Here is a 19,834-nt window from a genome sequence, read left to right as displayed (position 1 = left end):
AGCGCGGGCCCGGACACGGTGACGTCACCACCGGCCGGACCCGACTAACCACCGGGAGCAACCCCCGATGACCACCACCCAGGCTACCCGCCCCATGACGCGCGCCGAGCGCACCGCCCTGGTGCACCAGCTCGCCGCAGCCGGCCACTCCCACCGCGCCGTCGCGCGCCAGACCGGCATGCACCACACCACCGTTGGCCGCATCCTCCGCACCACCCCCGCACCGGCGGAGCGCGCCCCGGAACAGGCGGAGCGCACCACGCCCGCACCGTCCCCCGCACCGGAGCGCACCATCACCCTGACCAGCGGAGTCGTCCGCGCACCACGCCTGCTCTACCCCCTCGACCCCACCCTGATCCAGGATCTCAACGTGCTCACCGACCCGCGCACCGGAGCACTCCCCGACCCGATCCGGCGCTACCTCCGCGCCGCCGCCAACGCCCGACGCACCACCATGCGCACCACCGCGCACCACCTCGCCGCCATCGCCACGGAAGGACCCACCCATGGGGCAACAGATCATCCAGCAGCCTGACGGCCGCCTCGCCGTGTTCGACAGCGTGCCGGACGCCTTCGTGATCGTGGACGCCACGCCCGAGGAAGTAGTCGAGTGGCGGGCCGAGGAAGCTGCCGACGCAGCCCGCGAACGCACCCGCTCGGAACTCGACCGAGTGGCCAAGGGCCAGGCGTACCACCAATTCACGCTCACGTGGGAGGAGGCCGCAGGCCGCGACCGACGGAGCCGAGCGTAGCCACGACCGGTCGCGCGTCGGTCCGCGCGCGGGTTGCGCCGTGACCATTCCGTGATCTACCTTTGGGCCGTCCCCGGCGTGCCCGGACACTGACACCGAACGCCCCGCAGGTCCCCACGACCGCGGGGCGTTCGCATGCCTCGTACAACCATCCGGCCCCCCGCCATGTCTCACACCAGACACACCCGTACCACCGTGGGGGACCACACCGTGAAGCGCACCGCCACCGCCGCCGTCCTGCTCGCCGCCGCCCTCGCCACGCTCACCGCGTGCAGCAGCGACGACAGCACCGACGCCGCACCCAAGAACACGCCGGCCTACGAGATCACCCGCCAGGACGACAGCGGCAACCAGCGCATCGTCACCGTCGAGGTGAAGACGACGGACGGCATGCAGGACGTGTTCGAGGACGTCGCCGGGAAGCTGAGCGAGGACGCCGGCTACTTCGTCGAGATCAACTGCGCCCCCGGCGGCGCCCGCCTCGCCAACGGCAAGAAGGCCGTGGGCAACATGGGCGCAGCGGCGACCGGCCTCGACGACGGCAAGAGCGAGTACGAGGCGCAGCCGAACGCGAAGTGCCCCGCGTAGCACCGCGCCACACCAGACCAACGCCCCACCGCGCCCCCGTAGCGGTGGGGCGTTCCCCATGCCACCGACGGAAGGCACCGCCCATGAGCCCCGAGGACATCGAGCACCGGTTCGCGTTCCACGCCGCCACCACCAACGAGAAGCGCGACGCCCACACCTCCGTACGCCAGCACTGCCGGCGCCTCGCCGACCACATCAACGAGACGTGCCCCGACGGCCGCGAGAAGTCCCTCGCCATCACCGCCATCGAAGAGGCGATGTTCTGGGGGAACGCGGCGCTCGCCCGCCAGACCTGACCGCGCCAAGGGGGTGAGCCATGGCCCGCCCCATCACCGACAAGGACCGCCAGGCCGTCAAGCGACTGCACGCCAAGGGCACCAGCCGCAACGACATCGCGAGGGCGATCAAGCGCAGCCCCTCGACCGTCTCGAAGATCGCGAACGCCTTCGATCCGCCGCTCACGTTCGACCGGGCCCCGCAGGTCGAGGCCGCCACCGCCGTACGCAAGGCCGATCTCGCCGCACGCCGTACCGCGTTCGCCGAGGCACTACAGGACGCCGCAGAGCGCGAGCTGGGGAAGATGCAGGCACCCACCCTCTACTGGGAGTGGGGCGGCAAGGACCACACCTACGCGCAGAAACTCGCCGACGAGCCGACCGCCGCCGACCGCCGGTCGATCATGTCCATCATCGCGACCGCCGTCGACCGGTCCTTGAAGTTGGTGCCGCCGAAGGACGACGCCGGCGCCGAGTCCCGCAGCGTGATCGGCGACCTTATGGCCGGCCTCGCCCGGAACTACATCGAACGTCACGGCGGGCCGCCCCCGGAGCACCAGGAGCCGGAGGCCGCCGCCGATGACGACGACGACTAGCCTCGCCCTCTCCCCGAAGCAAATCGACTCGATCATGGAGGCCCGCGCGTTTCAGAACGTGTGGGAAGGGTCGGTCCGATCCGGCAAGACCATCGCGAGCCTGATCGGCTGGTTGGACTTCGTGTGCAACCGGCCCGACGGTGGCGAGCTGGTCATGGTCGGGCGCACCCGCGACAGCCTCGCCCGAAACGTGTTCGGGCCGTTGACCGATCCGACCATCTTCGGTTCGCTCACGCGGGATATCCACTACACGAACGGCGCGCCCACAGCGAACGTGCTGGGGCGCACCGTGCACTGTCTCGGCGCCAACGACGCCCAGGCCGAGCCCAAGGTCAGGGGCTTGACCTGCGCCGGCGGGTACGTCGACGAGCTGACCACACTGCCCAAGTCGTTCTACGACCAGCTCAACGCCCGTTGCTCGGTCGAGGGCAGCAAGATCTACGCCACGACCAACCCCGACAACCCGAACCACTGGGCCAAGACCGAGTACCTACTTCGCCCGCGCGAGACCCGCCTCCGTAGCTGGCACTTCGTCATGGACGACAACCCCGGGTTGTCCGAGGCCTACAAGGCCCGCACGAAGGCGTCGTACCGAGGCCTGTTCTACAAGCGCAACGTCCTCGGCTTGTGGGTCATGGCTGAGGGCGCCATCTACGAGGCGTACGACGAGGCCGAGCACGTCGTCGACACCCTGCCCGAGATGAAGCGCTACTGGCTGGGCATGGACTACGGCACCGTCAACGCCACCAGCGTGATCCTGCTCGGAGAGGGCGTCGACGGCCGCCTGTACGCGTGCGCCGAGTGGCGGCACGACTCCCGCAAGGCGCAACGCCAGATGACCGACGCGCAGTACAGCGCGGCGATCCGGGCGTGGCTGGCCGACTACCGGCCGCCGGGCGCACCCGCCACCGCGCCGAAGGGCGTAGAACCCGAATGGTCGTTCGTCGACCCGAGCGCGGCGAGCTTCATCACGCAGGCGTACGAGGACGGATTCCCCAACCTGGCCAAGGCGACGAACGACGTCGTCGACGGCATCCGCTCCGTGGCGTCGCTGCTCGCCGCCGGCCTACTGCGCATCCACCGATCCTGTACCGGTCTGCTCGACGAGCTGCCCGGCTACGTGTGGGACGAGAAGGCCGCCGAGAAGGGCGAAGACCGCCCGGTCAAGCTCAACGACCACAGCGTGGACGCCTTGCGCTACGTGATCCATTCGACCGCCCAGGAGTGGCGGCACCTGCTCACCCTCGCCGCATAGGAGACCCGCCGCCCATGGTCGTCACGCCACTGTTCCCCCCGGTCACCTTGCCCGTGACGCTCATCGTGGGCGACTACACGGCCGACGTCGGGACGCTCACTCTCGACCCCGGCGAGACCGTCGCGCACAACCTCGCCGACCTGTTCCGGGCCGCAGCCGACGCCCTCGACCGCGCCGGCGACCAGGAGGTGAGCCCCGATGCCACTGCCTGAGAACGGCGCCGCGTGGCCGCCGCCGCAGTGGGCCCCGTACTACGCCGGTATGCGCCTCGATGACGCGTGGTACAGCGGCGACCGGAAGCGCCTCGCCCACGTCTACGGCCACGGTCACCGCGCCGAACGCCGCCGGGGGCTGCGGGGCTTGTGGTCCCGCAGGAGCCCCACGCAGCACGGCCGCCGCGACCATCGGCTACACATCCCCCTGCCCGGCGACATCGCCGCTACGTCCGCCGCGCTGCTGTTCGCCGACATGCCGCGCATCACCGTCACGAACACGGCGGCACAGGAGCGGCTCGACGAGCAGCTCGACGCCGGCCGCGTACATCAGACCCTCATGGGCGCAGCCGAGCAGGCCGCCGCGCTCGGCGGGATTTACCTGCGCGTGGCGTGGGACCGCGAGCTTGCAGAGCGGCCCCTCCTGTCCGCGATGCAGCCCGACCAGGCCGTTCCCGAGTTCCGGCACGGCATGCTCAGCGCCGTGACGTTCTGGCGGGAGCTGTCCGGATCGATCGAGGGCGGCACCGTGTGGCGGCACCTCGAACAGCACGAGCCGGGCCTCATCCGCCACGCCCTGTACCAGGGCACGCGCGACAACATCGGCCGGGCCGTGCCGCTCACCGAGCACCCCGACATCGCCAGCATCGCGCCGACCGTCGACAAGGACGGGGCGACCGCAACCCTGATCCGGGGACTCACGGCCGCGTACGTGCCGAACATGACCCCCCACAGGCTGCACCGCGGCTCACCGGTCGGCCGGTCGGACTATGCCGCGCCGATCTACGACATGTTCGACAGCCTCGACGAGACATGGACGTCATGGATGCGGGATCTCCGTCTGGCCCGGTCCCGGCTGATCGTTCCCGACGGGTACCTCCGGAACAACGGCCCGGGTGCCGGCGCCGATTTCGACGAGGAACGCGAGCTGTGGCAGACGCTCAAGATCCCGCCGAACGAGCAGGGCGCCGCCAGCATCACCGTCAATCAGTTCGCCATCCGAGTTGAGGAACACAAGGCCACCGCGGAGGCGATCACCCGACAGGCTGCGCAGGCCGCCGGCTACTCGCCGCAGAGCTTCGGGCTGGAGACGGACGGGGCCCCGGTCACCGCGACCGAGGTCGACTCGAAGGACGCCCGCTCCGACGTCACCCGGAAGGCGAAGACCGGTCACTGGCGGCACGGGCTCGGCGACATCCTGCACGCGTACATGCAGGTTGACGTCGTCCACTTCGGCAGCAAGGCGACCCCCGAGCGGCCCCGCGTCGAGTTCAGGGGCGCCACCGAGAGCGCGCAGCAGCAGGCGACCACGCTGGAGCTGCTCGCCCGTGCCGGGGCCGTGTCGACCAAGACGAAGGTGAAGTTGCTGAACCCCGAGTGGGACGACGCGGACGTGAAGGCGGAGGTCGTCGCGATCCTGCGGGAGACCGGCGCCGGCGCCCCCGACCCGGGAGACCCGGGCGGCACGTACCCGCTCGCCGCGTAGAGAAGGGGGCGCCCCGTGGCCATTCACCCCGGCATGGTCGAGGATCTGGCCGCGGGCACCCGCGACCTGTACGCGCAGGCCGAGGAGCGGCTGTTGGGCATCATCGCCCGGCAGCTCGCCCGGGACCTCGACGCGCCCAGCTGGGCCGAGCGGAAACTCGCCGCCGTGCAGACGCTCAGGCGCGCCTCGCAGGGCGTCGTCGACGAGCTGGGCAAGGCCGCGACGCTAGAGATTTTCGACGTCGTTGCCGAGGCGTACAGCACGGGTGCCCGGGCGGGCGTGGCCGAGCTGGGCGCCCTGTCCGACGACGCGCGCCGCCTGGTCGACGACGTCACCCCGAACGCACAGAGCGTCGACCGCCTCGCACAGCAGGCCGTCGACGTCGTCACCGACCGGCACCGGTCGATCCTGCGCACCATCGTGGACCGCTTCCGGGCCGTCGTCGCCGAGGTGACCGCCACGCCGCTACTCGGCACCGGCACCCGCCGCCAGGCCACACAGGACGCGATGCGCCGTTGGGCCGATGAGGGCGTGACGTCGTTCGTTGACCGGTCCGGCCGCCGCTGGTCACTGCCCGCATACGCCGAGATGGCCGTCCGTACGTCCGTCGGCCGCGCCGCCACCGAGGCCCACATGCGCACCCTCTCCAACCACGGCGTGGACCTGGTCATCGTGTCGGACGCACCGCGCGAGTGCCCCCTGTGCCGCCGCTGGGAAGGCAAGGTACTGACGATCAGCGGGCCCGCGGGGGCGCGCATCGTCGAGGCGGAACACGGCATCGAGGACGGCCGCATGGTCCGCGTCCGTGTCGCCGGATCACTCGACGAAGCCCGGCAGAGCGGCTTGCAGCACCCGAACTGCCGCCACTCCGTGAGCATGTACACCCCGGGCGTTACGCGGCTGGAGACGCCCACGAGCGACCCCGAGGGCTACGAGGCCGGGCAGCGACAGCGCGAGATCGAGCGCACGATTCGGAAGTGGAAGCGCCGCGAGGCCGCAGCCACCGACCCCACAGCGCAGCGCATCGCCCGCGCGAAGGTCCGCCAGTGGCAGAAGGCGCAGCGTGACCATCTCGCCGCACACCCCGACCTCCGCCGACTGCGCCACCGCGAGCAGCTCGACCCGTCGCAGCTCCCCGCCAACCGCCGGCCACCGCGCAACGATCCGACGCCCGAGCAGATCGAGGCCGCCCGCGTGTGGTCCGGCGACGACGCCAGCGTGCGCGCCATGAGCGACGACGACCTCGCCGCCGCCATGCGCTCGAACCTGCTCGACTCCCGGGCCCGCCGCCGGATCGAGGTCGAGGCCGACCGCCGCGACACCGAGCAGCTACTCGACCGCGCCGCGCCGGGCGGCACCCTCGCCGACGATCTCACCGCGCTCAGCGATGCCGAGCTTGGCCGCGTGATCGGCCACGTCGACAACGCCGACGCGATCCGTATCGCCGCCGAACTGGACCGCCGCGACGTCGCGGCCCGGCTCCCCGGCGTCCGCGCCGACCTTGTGGGCCTGTCCGACGACCAGCTCGCCGCGCGTGTCCGCGACGCCATCGCCCACGGCACAGACGACGTCGCCGACCTCGCAGCCGAGGCACACCGCCGCGACCTGCTCGCCAGCATGTTCCCCGGCGGCCGGCTCGCCGACGACCTCGCCGCCGTCGGCGACGACACCCTCGCATGGGCCATGTCGTACGCCGACAATGACGAGGTACTGCGGATCGCCGCGGAGATGGACCGCCGCGACGCCATCGAGCTACCGGCGCCGGCCGCCACGGGTGACGCCGTCGCCGACCTGCTCGCCGACCGTGACGCCCTCGCCGACGCGATGAACCCCGCACCCGACCCGGAAGGGTGGGGCGCCCTCGCCGACGACGATGCCGCGTTCTCCGCGCTCAGGGCCGCCGCCGCGAAGCAGCACCGCGGCGACGACGAGGACCAGGACGAGCGGCACACCATCACCCGGGCCGAGGCCCGCAAGATGTACGACGAGTACGTCTATCAGCAGATGCTCGCCGCGCACGACGCGTGCAACGGCTACCTACTCAACAAGGCCGCCAGCCTCGCCGGACACTCGCCGCTCGCCCTGTTCTCCGGTCCCGCCCGCATTGCCTATGCGCGGGCGTCCGACGAGCTGAAAGAGTGGTGGGAGCAGAACGGCCGCCTGACGCAGGCCGAGTTCATCGAGCAGGTCACCGGCCGCACGCAACGCTGGGCCGCCGGCGCCCGCGAGAACAAGTGGGCCGAGCAGAAGAAGAGGTGACGCCGTGGGCACGCGCGAAGACATCGTCCGCGCCATGCAGGACGGAGCCGAGGCCGGCCGCCGAGGCGACCCGCCGACCGCCTGCCCTCACCGCGACCTACTGCGTACCGCGTGGATTCGCGGCTACGCGAGCACCGCGCCGAGGCCGACCGAGGACGACGACGCCTAGCACACCCCACTGACAGCACGACCCCGAAGGGGGGTCCGCCACCACGGCGGGCCCCCCTTTCGCATGCCCGCACCCAGTCGCCACAAGGAGCCACCGTGCCCGATCCGTCCCCCGCCCCGGCCGCCGACCCGTCGACGGACCCGGCCAATTCTCCGGCACCGTCGGCCAACCCGCCCGCGCCGACGCCTCCGGCCACGGACCCGGCCAACCCGCCGGCGCCCCCGGCCGCGCCGCCGCAGCAGCCCGCCGAGGGCGACGTGTCGTCGCTCCCCGAGTGGGCGCAGAAGCTCATCCAGGGCGCCCAGCCTGCCCCGCAGCCGACGCCCCCGGCCGCGCCCGCGCAGGCCCCCGAGGGCGACCTGTCCAAGCTCCCGCGGTGGGCGCAGCAGCAGCTCACCACCGCGCAGGAGCAGGCCCGGACCGCCGCCGTGCAGGCCGCCGTACTCCGTGCCGCGCCCGCCGCGCAGGCCGACCCGGTCGCCCTGCTCGACTCCCAGTCGGCCATGTCCGCGCTCGCCGCCGTCGACCCGGTCGACCAGGCCGCCGTCACCGCCGCGATCACCGCCGCCGTGCGGGCCAACCCGCGGCTCGCCGCCGGCCCGGCCCGCGCCGGCGCCGACTTCACCCCGGGCAGCAACGAGATCACCCCCGCCCAGTTCGCCGCGATGGGCTACGCCGAGCGCGCCGACCTGTTCCGTTCCGACCCGGAGACCTACCGGCGTCTCGCCGGTTCCTGACCCCCGCCCGGCCCCCGCGCCGACATCCCGATAGGAGGGCCCCGTGCCCGAGACCACCGCAGCCGACCTGATCGTCCCCGAGGTCTGGGGCGACATGTCCCAGGCCAAGTTCACCGGCGCCGTCCGCGTCGGTGGCAGCACCGCGGTACTCACCGACGACCGACTCACCGGCCAGCCCGGCGACACGGTCAACTTCCCGAAGTGGTCCCCGCTCGGCGAGCTCGACGACCTCACCGAGGGCGTCGCCATGGGCACGTCCGAGATGAAGCAGACCAGCGACAAGGCCACCATCAAGGAGGCCGGCAAGGCCGTCGAGCTGACCGACACCGCGGTTCTCACCGCGCTCGGCAACGCGAACGACGAGGCCCACCGGCAGTTCGGCGTCCTCGCCGCCCGCAAGGTCGACGCGTCCCTCATCGCGCAGGCGCAGGCCGACGAGTCCGCGCAGGGTGGCGGCAACCCGTTCCGGTTCACCACCGCGGCCGGGAAGACGAAGTTCTCGTGGGCCGACGCCATGGTCCCGGCGATCGCGCAGTTCGGTGACGAGTGGGAGCCGTCGGAGTTCGCCGGCGTGTTCCTCAACTCGGCGCAGCTCATGGACGCGTACGCCGATGAGCGGTTCATCGACGCGGCCAAGCTGGGCACCGCGACCCCGGTCACCACCGGCCAGATCGGCGCCATTGCGGGCGTGCCCGTGATCGTCACCAACCGGATCGCCGCGGGCAAGTTCATGCTGCTCAAGCGGAACTCGCTGGGGCTGCTCTACAAGCGGCGCCCCCTCGTGGAGACCGACCGGGACATCCTCAAGCGCACGACCGTGATCGCGACGACGCTCCACTACGCCGTGAAGCGCCTCGACGACAAGGGCGTCTGCGTCGGCACCCTCGCCACCGAATAAGAGAGGAGGGCGCCGCCGTGCTGCTGCGCCGCTACCACCCCGCCCCCGACACGGGCGAGGACGAACCCCACCCGCCGCCGAGCGGGGACAACGGGCCGGACGACATCGAGCGTCCGGCCCGTTCCGCGTCCAAGGCCGAATGGCTCGCCTACGCGGACAAGCAGGACCCGGACAACCACGAGTCCATGACCAAGGAACAGCTCATCGAGCAGTACGGGGGGTGAGCGATGCGCCGCGTCTACGCCACCCCCGAGCAGCTCACAGCGTGGACCGGTAAGCCCGCGCCGGACGATGCCGAACGCCAGCTCGCCCGCGCATCCGAGGACGTCGACACCGCGCTACTGACCGCTTGGTACGTCACGGACGCGGCGGGCATGCCGACCGATCCGGCCATCGTGCAGGCCCTCGCCAACGCGGTGTGCGCGCAGGTCGAGTACCGGCAGGCGTCCGGCGACGACGGCACGGGCGCGGCCGGCCGCTGGGGGTCGGTGTCCATCGGGCCCGTGACCCTCGGCGACCGCCGCGACGCCCCGCAGGCCGCAGGGGGCGTCGACCTCGGCCCGCGCGCCGAGCGGGCCCTCACCCTCGCCGGACTCCTGCCGGGGGTGATCACGTGAACCTCCCCGAGTGGCTGCTCAGGCACCAGATCACGGTGGAGCCGTACGCGGGTGACTCCGCGTACGGCCCGACGTACGGGCCGCCCGCCGAGGTCGCCGCGCTGGTGACCCCGAACATTCGCACCGTCCGCAACGCGCAGGGCCGCGAGGTGACGGCCACCGCGCAGATCATCACCGCGCCGGGCCTCGACTGCCCGCCTGAGTCCCGCATCACCCTGCCAGGCGGCCGGGTCACCCGGGCGATCAGCGTCGCCGACTACACCGCGCCGGGGCTTCCGGTGCCCGAGTGCACGGAGGTGAACGCGGAGTGAGCCGCGCCCCAGTCCGCTGGAACGGCCAGGCCGTGAACCGTGCCGCCCGCGCCGGCGCCCTGCGGGGCGTGCGGCTCGGCGCCGAGCACCTGCTTCAGGTGTCCCGGGCCCGCGTCCCGATCGAAGAGGGCACCCTCGAACGGTCGGCAACCGTGACCGTCGACGAAGCCGACATCACCGCCGCCGTGTCCTACGACACCCCCTATGCGGTCAGGCAGCACGAAGACATGACGCTGCGGCACGATGCCGGGCGCAGCGCCCAGTACCTACGCGGCCCGCTGCACGAGGAGAACGGCACGATCACGGAGCTGATCGCCGCGCAGGTGCGGAGGGCTCTCCGTGGCTGACCTGGGCGACGGGATCGCCCGCTACCTCGCCAGCCTCGACCTGCTCACCTACGACCCCGTAGGGGTCACCGGGGACACGTACGTCGGCACGATGCCGCCGGCCCCCGACCAGGCCGTTGCGCTCACCCTCTACGGCGACGGCACGCCCGTCGCCCGCGACGACGCCGACACTGCTCAGCTTCAGATCCGCGTCCGCGGCACCCCCGACCCGCGCGTGTCCGAACGCCGCTGCCTCGCCCTCCGCGACGCCCTACACGGCCTCGCCGGGATCGAGCTGCCCGACGGCACATGGCTGGTCCTCGCCACCGCGCCGCGCCCGTCGCCGATGGGCGTGGACGCCAACGGACGCCACGAACACGTGACCACTGCCGCGATCGACTACGCGGCCCCCACACCTACCCCGTAAGGAGGACTGCCCATGGCAGGCACAACACGGCCGATCGATGCTCGCGGCTGGATATTCGAGGTGCAGGACATCGACGCGGGCACGGACACGTGGCTGCCGATTGCTGGCCTGAACAGCTTCACCTCCAACCCGGGCGAGAACGAAGAGGTCACCGAAACCGTCGCGTTCGAGAGCGAAGGCGCGTACGAGGAAGACGTCATGCAGCGCGGGGCGTCGCTCTCCCTGGAAGGCCAGTACCGCATCGACAAGACGACCGGTGCGCAGGACCCCGGCCAGGCGTACATCGACCACGTGTGGACGCCCCGCGTCGGCATCGACTCCCACAACCCCATCAGGTGGCGGCACAAGTCTCAGGACAAGTGGGTCATGTGGGACGCGACCATGACCCCCGGCGAGCAGGGCGGCGGAAACAACGACAAGACGTCCTGGTCGTGCACGGTCCGCCGTAACGGCTGGCCGACCTCCGCGGATGTGGTGACGACGCCGTGAGCTACGACGACGAGTTCGAGCGTGACCCGCTCGACACCGCAGCCGAGATCGCCCAGGCCGCCGACGACTTCGACGCGTTCTTTGCCGAGGAGGTCGACGACCGGCCGCGCCACCCGTTCACCCTGTACGGCAAGCGGTACACGCTGCCCGAGTCCATGCCGCTCATGTTCACGCTCGGCATGGAGCGGCTCCAGCACAGCTCGAACCCCGACGACATCCGCAAGATGCTCCGGCCCCTGTTCGGCCGCGACACGCTCGACGAGTGGGCCGAGCACGGCATGACCGACAGGCAGTTCGCCGTCGTGCTCATCTACTCGGCAGCGAACATCCGCACCCCCGGCGCCCTCACCATGCAGGGCGCGGCCGACGCGTACGACAGGCAGGAAGCCGCCAAGGCGGGAAAAGCGGCGACGCCGAACCGGGCGGCGAGGCGCAAGAAGGGGAAGCGGAAGACCGCGAGTTCTGGGCGGCGGTGATCCGCCACTGGGCCGCGGTCGAGGGCGACCTGTCCCGTGACCATCAGGTGGCCCCCGACCAGCTCGCCCGTATGTCGACCCGTCGCTTCCTGACGCTGATCGCCACGCTCGGCGAACAGGCCCGTTTCCCGCGCCTGTGGCAGCGCACACCGCGCCGCGTCGACGACCCCCAGGAGATCGCCCGCATCACGGGCATCCCCACCGACTGACACACCGGCCGCGCGCCGGACACCCAAGGAGGTGATCCGGCGTGGCACTCACCGTTGGCGAGCTGCTCGCCACGATCGACGTCGACGACTCCGCGATGCGGTCCGGTCTCGCCGACGCAGAGGGCAACGCCCGCCGCGCCGGGCAGAACATCGGCGAGGGCCTGTCCGACAGCCTCGCCGACTCGGCAGGGGAGGGCGCCGACGCCGCGGGCAGCGAGGCCGCGGGCCGCTTCAGTGACAGCATGAAGGCCGGTCTGCTCGGCGCCGGCCTCGCCGGTGGCGCCCTGCTGGTCGCCGGTTTCGGCCAGGCCCTCGAACAGGGCCAGATCACCGGCCGCCTAGGGGCGCAGCTCGGCGCCACCCCGGCCGAGGCGCAGAAGTACGGCAAGCTTGCGGGCAGCCTGTACGCGTCTGCGGTAACCGAGGATTTCCAGACGGCCGCGGACACGATCTCCGCCGTCATGCGGGCGGGTATCGCCCCGCCGGATGCGACCGAGGCGCAGCTCGAATCGCTCGCGACGAAGGTCAGCGACGTCGCGACCACGTTCGATCTGGACTTGGGCCAGACCGCGAATGCTGTCGGCCAGGCCATTAAGACGGGCATCGCAAAGGACGGCACGGAAGCGCTCGATATCTTCGCCGCAGGGCTTCAGAAAATGGGCCCGCGTGCGGATGACCTCATGGACACTTTCAACGAATACAGTGTCCAATTTCAGCGTCTCGGCCTTGACGCGCAGACGGCAACGGGCCTCATTTCTCAGGGAATGCAGGCCGGTGCGCGTGACACGGATGTGGTCGCCGACGCGCTGAAGGAATTCACTCTCGAAGGCGTTCAGGGCTCCGACAAGATCGTTCAGGGCTTCAAGGATATCGGCCTTAACGCCGATGACATGACGAAGAAGATCAGCAAGGGCGGGCCCGACGCCACCGAGGCGCTACAGAAAACCCTCGACACGCTGCGAGGAATGGAAGACCCGATTAAGCGGGACGCTGCGGCGACTGCGCTTTTCGGCACCAAATCCGAGGACATGCAGAAGGCGCTGCTCGCCCTCGACCCATCGAAGGCAGTCGCCGCGCTCGGCCAGGTCGGCGGCACCGCCGAGCAGATGGGCAACACCCTCCGCGACAACGCGGGGGCGCAGGTCGAGGCTTTCAAGCGGCAGGCCATGCAAGGGCTCGTCGATTTCCTCGGCACCACCGTGATTCCCAAGCTGATGGAATTCGTCGGTTTCCTGCGGGATCACCAAACGGAGCTGTACGCGTTCGCCGCTGTGATCACTGCTGTGGCGGTTCCGGCGCTGCTGCTGCTCGGTGGTAAGGCATTGTGGGCCGGAATGCAGATGGCCCGCGCGTGGGTTATCGGTCTCGGTCCGATCGGCTGGGTTGGTCTTGCGATCGGCGCCCTGGTCGTCCTCGTGATTGCGTACTGGGACGAGGTCAAGGCCTGGACGCTCGCCGCGTGGGATTGGGTCGTGGCCAAGGTTTCCGGCGCCAAGGACGGCGTGTTGGACGCGGTCGGCTATCTCGGCCAGATCCCCGGAATGGTCGGCGGATACTTCGGCGACGCCAAGGACAAGGCGGTAGAAAAGTCACTCGCGTTGGTGGCGTGGATGCAGGGTCTTCCGGGCCGTACTGGCTCGGCGATCAGCGGACTCGGCGGCGTTCTGTCCTCTGCCGCGTCGCGGTACTGGCAGCAATTCAAAACCGGGTCAATCAACAAGGCCCGCGAAACGGTGTCGTGGCTGACTGGTCTGCCCCGTCAGATGGGCGCGGCCGTCGGCGACCTGTCCCAGCTCCTCTACAGCAAGGGAACGGATGTCGTTCGCGGGTTGTGGCAGGGCATCAAGAGCATGGGCTCGTGGCTCAAGGACACGCTGATTGGCTGGGCCAAGAGCATCATCCCCGGGCCGGTCGCCAAGGCTCTCGGCATCGCCAGCCCGAGCAAGGTGATGCGTGACCGGATCGGCCGGTGGATTCCCGCCGGCATCGTCGAGGGCATCCGCTCCGGCGAGGGCGCGGTCGCCCGGACCATGGCCAACCTCGTGCCTACGCCGACGCTGCCCCAGCTCGGTTCCGCGTATGCCGGCGCGGCCGGTGCGTACGGCAGCACGTCGCCGTTCGGCGGCAGTACGGCGGGCGGCGCGACGGTGCACGTCGAGCACTGGCACGCAGCCGAAAACGAGGGTCCGGACGACAACGCGAAGGCCCTTGCGTGGCTCGCGAAGGCACGGGGGTGACACGGTGGCTGCTGGCGATCTGGTGACCCGGCCGGGCCACATCCAATATGGGCCGCTGCTGCTCGGCCCCGGCACCCCGTACCGGTGGAAGACACTGTCCGGCTGGGGTGACCTGCCAGGCCTCGACTCCGGGACCGTGGCGCGGTCCGACGCGCACGGCAGCTTCCCGGGCCGGCTGCTCGCGCAAGCCCGCACGGTCACCGTGGAAGGCCTGATGATCCGCGCACCCCGCGGATCGATCGGCGCCGCCGTGGGCGCGCTGGAAGCGGGCACGGTGCCCGTCGAGGACGAACTACCGCTCGTGGTGTGGCTCGACGAACGCGGGCCGCTGCTCGCCTACGCCCGGGCCACCCGCCGGCTGATCCCTACGGGGCCCGGCTACCGGGTCGGCTCCATTCAGGAGGCGGCGGTCGAGTGGGAGGCGACCGATCCGCGCCGGTATGAGCTGGTCGAACGGTCCGACTCGGCGCGCCTGCCGATGCCCGAGCAGGGCCTCGACTGGCACACCAGCGCGGAGACGGGGACCGATACGGGCCTCGACTGGCACACCGGCGCGGGCGCCGACGGAGGCCTCGCGTTCGGTGAACCCGGCCGCACGGGCGCCCTGTCCGTCATGAACGCGGGCAGCGCGGCCACGCACCCGCTGATCGAGTTCCGGGGCCCGGTCGTCCGGCCGTCGCTCACGAACTTGGCCACGGGCGACGTCCTCGAATACGACCTCCCGTTGGCCGCGGGTGACGTCCTCACGGTCGACACCCGCGCGGGCACGGTGACGCTCAACGAGACCGCCTCGCGCCTGTCAACCGCGACCGCCCGCTCGGTGCCTGAGCAGACATGGACGCTCGCCCCGGGCGAGCTCGTCGGCGGCGTCCTGATGCCGACGACTACTCCCCTCATCTTCCGGGCCGCGCCCGGCTCGACCGACCCCGCCGCGTCCGTCACCCTCCGGTGGCGGTCGGCCTACTTCTAAGGAGGCGACGCCGTGACGGTGCGCGCTGCATGGCTGCTGCCGGGCGGATCGGGCCCCGGGCAGACCCGCGAAGACACTCGACTGACGCCGGTCGGCACGATGACGCCCGACGGTGAACTGACCACCCGCCCGGGAGTGGTCCCGGGCGGCAATCCGTTCGCTGCGACGTCGGCCGGCGCCATGTCTCTACGCATCGGCATCGGGCGCGGCGCGGTGCAGGGCACAGCCGCGCAGGGCGCCTACCCGGTCGCCGTGACCTCGCCCGAGACGGTGACGTTCACGGACGGCGCGGCGCAGTTCACGCGGATCGACACCGTGGCGGTGCACGTCTACGACGGCCTGTACGACGTGAGCGGGCAGACGCTCGCCGCGATCGAGGTCGTCGAGGGGCAGGCGTCTGCGACGCCTGCCCCGCCGGTTCTCCCGGCCGGATACCTGCGTCTGTGGGACGTGACCGTGCCCGCGGGCGCCTCGGCGGGCACGGGGGGTATCAACTGGTCGACGGCGCTCACCGACCGGCGGCAGTACACGACGGCCGTGGGAGGCATCGTCCCGCAGGGCGCCGCGGGCACGTACGCCGGCGCCTACGACGGCCAGTACCGGGACACCGGAACCGGCCTCGAACGCTGGAACGCCGCTGACGACGTCTGGGAGGCGTACCCGCCGCCCGCGGCCGGGTGGCAGTCGTACACGCCGACCCTGTCGAACACGACACTCGGTAACGGCTCCCTCCGGGCGCGGTACCTGCGCGACGCGAATCGCGTCGCGGTGGCCTGGAATCTGGCCTGGGGGTCGAGCACCAGCGGGAACCTGCCTGTGATCAGCCTGCCGGTTCCCCCGGCATCGCTGGGCGGCATGCGGTGGACCGGCACGTGCACGATCAGTCGCGGTAGCGGTACCTGGCGGGCAGGCTGGGCGTTCCTCGCCGACAACGGCGGCGCGGTCAGTACGTACGCCGTGACCAGCTCGGCCGAGATCACGTCCACCCTGTCCGCCGCCGGAATCACGATGGGCACGGGTGGCTGGGTCGCGGGCGACATCACGTACGAGGTGGCCGAGTGACCCGCGCGAGCCTCGCGCCCCCGTATCGGCTGCTGTTCTGCGATCTCCGCTCCGACCAGCTCCTCGACGTCCTGCCGGTGAGCGGCGTGAGCCTGGACGACTACATCGGCAAGACAGGCAGGTTGACGGGCACGGTGCCGATCCCCAATCGGAAGATCGCCGACCGGGCCCGGCGCGCGCTGGTGCCCGGCCGCACGGGCGTGTGGGTCGAGCGGGGCCGCGACATCTGGTGGGGCGGCATTCTGTGGACGCTGTCCCTGGGCAGTGATCAACGCGGCTTCCTCGGCGCGCAGGTCCAGTGCGGCGGCTGGGAGTCCTATCTCTACCGCCGACTCCTGTACGACACGCAGGTGGCCGTGCAGGTCGATCAGCTCGACATCGCCCGCGGCCTGATCGACTACGTGCAGAACACGCCCGGCGGCGATATCGGCATCACCTACGACCCGCTCACATCGGGCGTGCTCCGCGACCGTACGTACCTGCGGTACGACCTCCCGGCCGTAGGTGACCTGCTCGACGATCTCGCGGCCGTCGAGGGCGGGTTCGAGTGGCGTATCGCGTCGTTCCGGGACACGGACGGCCGCAGGGTGAAGCGGCTCCAACTCGGCTATCCGAAGATCACCACGGGCGCGACGGATATCGTCCTCGACCACCCCGGCGCGGTGCTGTCCTACACGTGGCCGACCGACGCCACGCAGAAGGCCAACGCATGGCAATCCCGCGGCGCCACGGTCAACAGCAACCAGGCCGCCGACTCGTACCCGCTCACGTCCGAGCTGCTCGTCGACGACGTCGACGTGGCGGCCGGCTGGCCGCGCCTCGACGGCACCAGCGACTACACCACCGTTGAACGACAGGACACCCTCAACGCGCACGCCCGCGCCGACTGGTCGACCGCCCGCAACCCGGTCGTCATCCCCGAGGTCGAGGTGCTGCTCGGCGGACAGATCACGCCCGCGCTGCTCGGCGCCACGGTCCGGCTCCGCATCCGCGACCTGTGGCATCCCGACGTCCTCGACGCCCGGTACCGGGTGGTCGGCATGTCCATCACTCCCCCCGAACGCGGCCGTCCCGAGACGGCCAAGCTGTATTTGGAGGTTCCGTAGTGCCGTTCGTGCCGCAAGACGTGTTGGACCGGCTCAGCAAGTTGGAGCGCGAGGTGCGCGAGCTGCGTGGACGGTCGCAGATGCGGCCCGCGCTCACCGAAATCCTGAACGGAGACGTGACAATCGGCGAGGGCGGGCAGCTCATCGTGCGCGCTCCGGGCGGTGTTGAGATCCTCCGTCTCGGCGACATCTACAACCCGGACAACGGCGTCAGCGAGTTCGGCGTCATCATGAAACGCCGGGACGGTTCCGTTGCCATGAGCCTCTACAACGGCACCGGGACGGACGAAGCGCAGGTGCTGCGGCTGTTCGATGCGCGCGGGCACGGCCTCCTGTTGGAGGACGTCAAGGCGGGCGGTCTGTACCGGCCGTGGATTCCCTACGGCACGCCGATCGCGTCGGACTACAAGCTGTGGCCGCACACGTCGAGCACGTCGTGGGAAGAGGTGGCGCGCATCCGCGCACCGACGCAGCATCCCCGGCTGCGCTACTACCTGTACGGCAAGTGGGACGGGGGAGTCGTCGCCCAGTCCCGCATCACCGTCGACGGCACGGTGATCGCCACCAGCGCATCAGGTACCCCACAGATGGCGGACATCGCCGAGATCCCGAACTACGAGTACGGCAAGGAAGTCGACGTCCGCATCGAGGCCCGGGTCGTCTCCGGTACCGGCTCGGTCTACCTCGCCCCCTACGCCCTGTACGGCGTCGGTTCCGCTTCCTGATCAGGAAGGACCCCCCTCCCCCATGCTTCCCGACGGGATACCCACCGTCCGCGTGACCGGCCGCTATCTGTCCCTCGACGACGCCGGCAAGCCCCTCGCCGGCCAGGTCGTGTTCCGCGCACCGTCGCTGATCACGTTCGCCAACTATGACGTCATCCTCGGCGGGCCCGTCTACGCCCAACTCGACGCAACCGGGGCGTTCGCCATCGACCTCCCGGCCACCGACGCCCCCGGCATGAACCCTTCCGACTGGTCGTACAGCGTCGCCGAGCAGCTCGTCGGCGTCGGTATCAACCGCCCGCCGTTCCAAGTGCTCTTGCCCGCGGCTACGCCCGCAGTCGACATCGCGGACATCGCCCCGACCGATCCGACGACGCCGAACTATGTCGCGGTCAAGGGCGACCCGGGCGAGCCGGGCACGCCAGGTTCGCAGGTCTACACGGGCAGCACCCCGCCGGCCGCTAGCCTGGGCCAAGACGGCGACGTCTACACCCAGTACACGACGGCGACCTACTACGGCATCACCTCGACCACGGTCACCCTGTGGGCGCGCACCGGCGGCACCTGGGCGAAGGTCGGCGGCAACATCCGCGGCTCCGCGATCATCGTCAACACCACCGGCACAGACTCCGCGCCAGTGGCCGACGGCGACGTCCTCATCCGCGCCGACACGGGCGACATCTACCAGAAGACCGCAGCAGGATGGGGCTCCCCGAAGGGCAATCTTCGCGGCCCCGCCGGCGCCGCAGGCGTCGTGCAATCCGTGAACGGCAAGAGCGCGGCTGCCGTCGTCATCAAGGCCGCCGACGTCGGCATCTACGTGCAGCAGACCGCACCGGCCGCGCCCGCGGTCGGTGACGTGTGGCTCTGGTGAGCGCGCAACGGTGGACCGGCACAGCGTGGGCACCGTTCACGCCGCAGCGGTGGACGGGCACCGCGTGGGTGCCGGTGGCGTCGGCGAAGCGGTGGACCGGGGTCGCGTGGGTCGAGATGCTCGCCCCGGCGCCGAACCCTCGCCTGTTCGCCAATCTGGCCGACACCTTCAACGACGGCGTCGTGTCTGAGGCCCTGTGGCCGGACGCGTACGGCGGGGTGACGGAGACGGGCGGGCGTGCCCGAGTGCCGACCGCCTCCGACTACGCCGCGTTGCAGTCTGCGCCCGCGTGGCAGCTCGAAGGGTCGGGCCTGTTCGTCGAGGTCCCGAAGGTGCCGGCGCTGGTCGCCCCGGCGACCGCCACGACGGCGTCGTTCCAAGTGCTGTCTGGTGTCGAGGGCACGTCGGCTGGCTTCACGTACGACGCTGCGGCGGGCACGCTACGGCTCGTCTCGAACGTGTCCTACTGGGACGACAACGCGGTGGCTCTCCCGTACAACGCGACCGCTCACCGGTGGTGGCGGATCACGGAGACGGCCGGGACTCTCACATGGGCCACCTCGCCAGACGGGCTCACGTGGACGACTCGGCGCACCCTGCCCACCCCGGCGTGGGTGATCGGCGCGACTACGTTGCAGCTCGACACCCCGGCCTACAGCAACGACCCGGCGTCCACGGCCTACGTCGAGTACGACAACCTCAACTCCGCCCCGTAACCCCCGCATCACCGCACGCCCCGCGCACCGCGCCGGGGCGTTTTCTCATGTCTGGAGACCAC

27 protein-coding genes are annotated in these 19,834 nt (G+C 71.0%); all 27 read left to right on the top strand.

What is annotated here, in order from left to right; genetic code table 11:
* Window positions 1-67 precede the first annotated feature (67 nt).
* The 27 genes from GTW67_RS32105 (at window position 68) to GTW67_RS31985 (ending at window position 19,772) form a co-directional block, all read left to right on the top strand.
* Complete coding sequence (locus GTW67_RS32105; protein WP_161168255.1) at window positions 68-535, top strand: hypothetical protein; 468 nt, start codon at window positions 68-70, stop codon at window positions 533-535.
* Window positions 507-752, top strand: a complete 246-nt coding sequence (locus tag GTW67_RS32100) for a hypothetical protein (protein ID WP_161168254.1) — start codon at window positions 507-509, stop codon at window positions 750-752. The genes GTW67_RS32105 and GTW67_RS32100 overlap by 29 nt, the downstream gene beginning before the upstream one ends.
* A gap of 165 nt (window positions 753-917) precedes the next feature.
* On the top strand, window positions 918-1,340 hold the full coding sequence (locus tag GTW67_RS37205; protein ID WP_202437967.1) for a hypothetical protein: 423 nt from the start codon (window positions 918-920) through the stop codon (window positions 1,338-1,340).
* 83 nt (window positions 1,341-1,423) lie between these two features.
* A complete protein-coding gene (locus GTW67_RS32095; protein ID WP_161168253.1) occupies window positions 1,424-1,636 on the top strand; it encodes an Acb2/Tad1 domain-containing protein in 213 nt (70 codons plus the stop codon).
* A 20-nt stretch (window positions 1,637-1,656) separates the two neighbouring features.
* Window positions 1,657-2,211, top strand: a complete 555-nt coding sequence (locus tag GTW67_RS32090) for a helix-turn-helix domain-containing protein (RefSeq protein ID WP_161168252.1) — start codon at window positions 1,657-1,659, stop codon at window positions 2,209-2,211.
* A complete protein-coding gene (locus GTW67_RS32085) occupies window positions 2,195-3,466 on the top strand; it encodes a PBSX family phage terminase large subunit (RefSeq protein ID WP_161168251.1) in 1,272 nt (423 codons plus the stop codon). The genes GTW67_RS32090 and GTW67_RS32085 overlap by 17 nt, the downstream gene beginning before the upstream one ends.
* Before the next feature lie 14 nt (window positions 3,467-3,480).
* Window positions 3,481-3,678, top strand: coding sequence for a hypothetical protein (locus tag GTW67_RS32080; protein ID WP_161168250.1), 198 nt, complete (start codon window positions 3,481-3,483; stop codon window positions 3,676-3,678).
* The gene (locus GTW67_RS32075) at window positions 3,665-5,164 is read left to right on the top strand and encodes a phage portal protein (protein ID WP_161168249.1); all 1,500 of its coding nucleotides are present in this window, start codon (window positions 3,665-3,667) and stop codon (window positions 5,162-5,164) included. The genes GTW67_RS32080 and GTW67_RS32075 overlap by 14 nt, the downstream gene beginning before the upstream one ends.
* A gap of 15 nt (window positions 5,165-5,179) precedes the next feature.
* Entirely contained in the window at window positions 5,180-7,423 is a 2,244-nt protein-coding gene (locus tag GTW67_RS32070) for a phage minor capsid protein (RefSeq protein WP_346010798.1), read from the top strand.
* Window positions 7,424-7,427: 4 nt separating this feature from the next.
* Window positions 7,428-7,592: an Rmf/CrpP fold protein gene (locus GTW67_RS37200; protein ID WP_202437988.1), complete on the top strand. Its 165-nt coding sequence runs from the start codon at window positions 7,428-7,430 to the stop codon at window positions 7,590-7,592.
* A 95-nt stretch (window positions 7,593-7,687) separates the two neighbouring features.
* Window positions 7,688-8,329: a hypothetical protein gene (locus GTW67_RS32065; protein WP_161168248.1), complete on the top strand. Its 642-nt coding sequence runs from the start codon at window positions 7,688-7,690 to the stop codon at window positions 8,327-8,329.
* Between the two features lie 43 nt (window positions 8,330-8,372).
* Entirely contained in the window at window positions 8,373-9,227 is an 855-nt protein-coding gene (locus GTW67_RS32060) for a N4-gp56 family major capsid protein (protein WP_161168247.1), read from the top strand.
* A 17-nt stretch (window positions 9,228-9,244) separates the two neighbouring features.
* On the top strand, window positions 9,245-9,451 hold the full coding sequence (locus GTW67_RS32055) for a hypothetical protein (protein WP_161168246.1): 207 nt from the start codon (window positions 9,245-9,247) through the stop codon (window positions 9,449-9,451).
* Between the two features lie 3 nt (window positions 9,452-9,454).
* A complete protein-coding gene (locus GTW67_RS32050) occupies window positions 9,455-9,844 on the top strand; it encodes a hypothetical protein (protein ID WP_161168245.1) in 390 nt (129 codons plus the stop codon).
* Window positions 9,841-10,155, top strand: a complete 315-nt coding sequence (locus GTW67_RS32045) for a hypothetical protein (RefSeq protein WP_161168244.1) — start codon at window positions 9,841-9,843, stop codon at window positions 10,153-10,155. Before GTW67_RS32050 ends, GTW67_RS32045 begins: the two co-directional genes overlap by 4 nt.
* Window positions 10,152-10,502 carry a hypothetical protein gene (locus GTW67_RS32040; protein ID WP_161168243.1) on the top strand — a complete coding sequence of 117 codons (351 nt, stop codon included), beginning with the start codon at window positions 10,152-10,154 and terminating at the stop codon, window positions 10,500-10,502. Before GTW67_RS32045 ends, GTW67_RS32040 begins: the two co-directional genes overlap by 4 nt.
* Window positions 10,495-10,908, top strand: a complete 414-nt coding sequence (locus GTW67_RS32035; RefSeq protein WP_161168242.1) for a phage tail terminator protein — start codon at window positions 10,495-10,497, stop codon at window positions 10,906-10,908. Before GTW67_RS32040 ends, GTW67_RS32035 begins: the two co-directional genes overlap by 8 nt.
* A gap of 12 nt (window positions 10,909-10,920) precedes the next feature.
* Window positions 10,921-11,397 carry a phage tail tube protein gene (locus tag GTW67_RS32030; protein WP_161168241.1) on the top strand — a complete coding sequence of 159 codons (477 nt, stop codon included), beginning with the start codon at window positions 10,921-10,923 and terminating at the stop codon, window positions 11,395-11,397.
* Window positions 11,394-11,873, top strand: a complete 480-nt coding sequence (locus GTW67_RS32025) for a hypothetical protein (protein ID WP_202437966.1) — start codon at window positions 11,394-11,396, stop codon at window positions 11,871-11,873. Before GTW67_RS32030 ends, GTW67_RS32025 begins: the two co-directional genes overlap by 4 nt.
* Window positions 11,870-12,082, top strand: a complete 213-nt coding sequence (locus tag GTW67_RS32020) for a hypothetical protein (protein ID WP_161168240.1) — start codon at window positions 11,870-11,872, stop codon at window positions 12,080-12,082. The genes GTW67_RS32025 and GTW67_RS32020 overlap by 4 nt, the downstream gene beginning before the upstream one ends.
* Before the next feature lie 41 nt (window positions 12,083-12,123).
* Window positions 12,124-14,319, top strand: a complete 2,196-nt coding sequence (locus GTW67_RS32015) for a phage tail tape measure protein (protein ID WP_161168239.1) — start codon at window positions 12,124-12,126, stop codon at window positions 14,317-14,319.
* Window positions 14,320-14,323: 4 nt separating this feature from the next.
* A complete protein-coding gene (locus tag GTW67_RS32010; protein WP_202437965.1) occupies window positions 14,324-15,289 on the top strand; it encodes a phage distal tail protein in 966 nt (321 codons plus the stop codon).
* Window positions 15,290-15,301: 12 nt separating this feature from the next.
* Window positions 15,302-16,351, top strand: coding sequence for a hypothetical protein (locus tag GTW67_RS32005; protein ID WP_161168237.1), 1,050 nt, complete (start codon window positions 15,302-15,304; stop codon window positions 16,349-16,351).
* Window positions 16,348-17,457: a hypothetical protein gene (locus GTW67_RS32000; RefSeq protein WP_161168236.1), complete on the top strand. Its 1,110-nt coding sequence runs from the start codon at window positions 16,348-16,350 to the stop codon at window positions 17,455-17,457. Before GTW67_RS32005 ends, GTW67_RS32000 begins: the two co-directional genes overlap by 4 nt.
* Entirely contained in the window at window positions 17,457-18,182 is a 726-nt protein-coding gene (locus GTW67_RS31995) for a hypothetical protein (protein WP_161168235.1), read from the top strand. The genes GTW67_RS32000 and GTW67_RS31995 overlap by 1 nt, the downstream gene beginning before the upstream one ends.
* A 22-nt stretch (window positions 18,183-18,204) precedes the next feature.
* Window positions 18,205-19,056, top strand: coding sequence for a hypothetical protein (locus GTW67_RS31990; protein WP_161168234.1), 852 nt, complete (start codon window positions 18,205-18,207; stop codon window positions 19,054-19,056).
* Window positions 19,053-19,772 (top strand): hypothetical protein, encoded by a 720-nt coding sequence (locus GTW67_RS31985; RefSeq protein WP_161168233.1) that lies wholly within the window; start codon window positions 19,053-19,055, stop codon window positions 19,770-19,772. Before GTW67_RS31990 ends, GTW67_RS31985 begins: the two co-directional genes overlap by 4 nt.
* Window positions 19,773-19,834 lie beyond the last annotated feature (62 nt).

The sequence above is a fragment of the Streptomyces sp. SID5910 genome (assembly GCF_009862125.1).
In the GTDB taxonomy this organism is placed as follows: domain Bacteria; phylum Actinomycetota; class Actinomycetes; order Streptomycetales; family Streptomycetaceae; genus Streptomyces.
The sequence above is the reverse complement of the archived record's forward strand: the minus strand, read 5'-3'. Positions and strand labels throughout refer to the sequence as shown.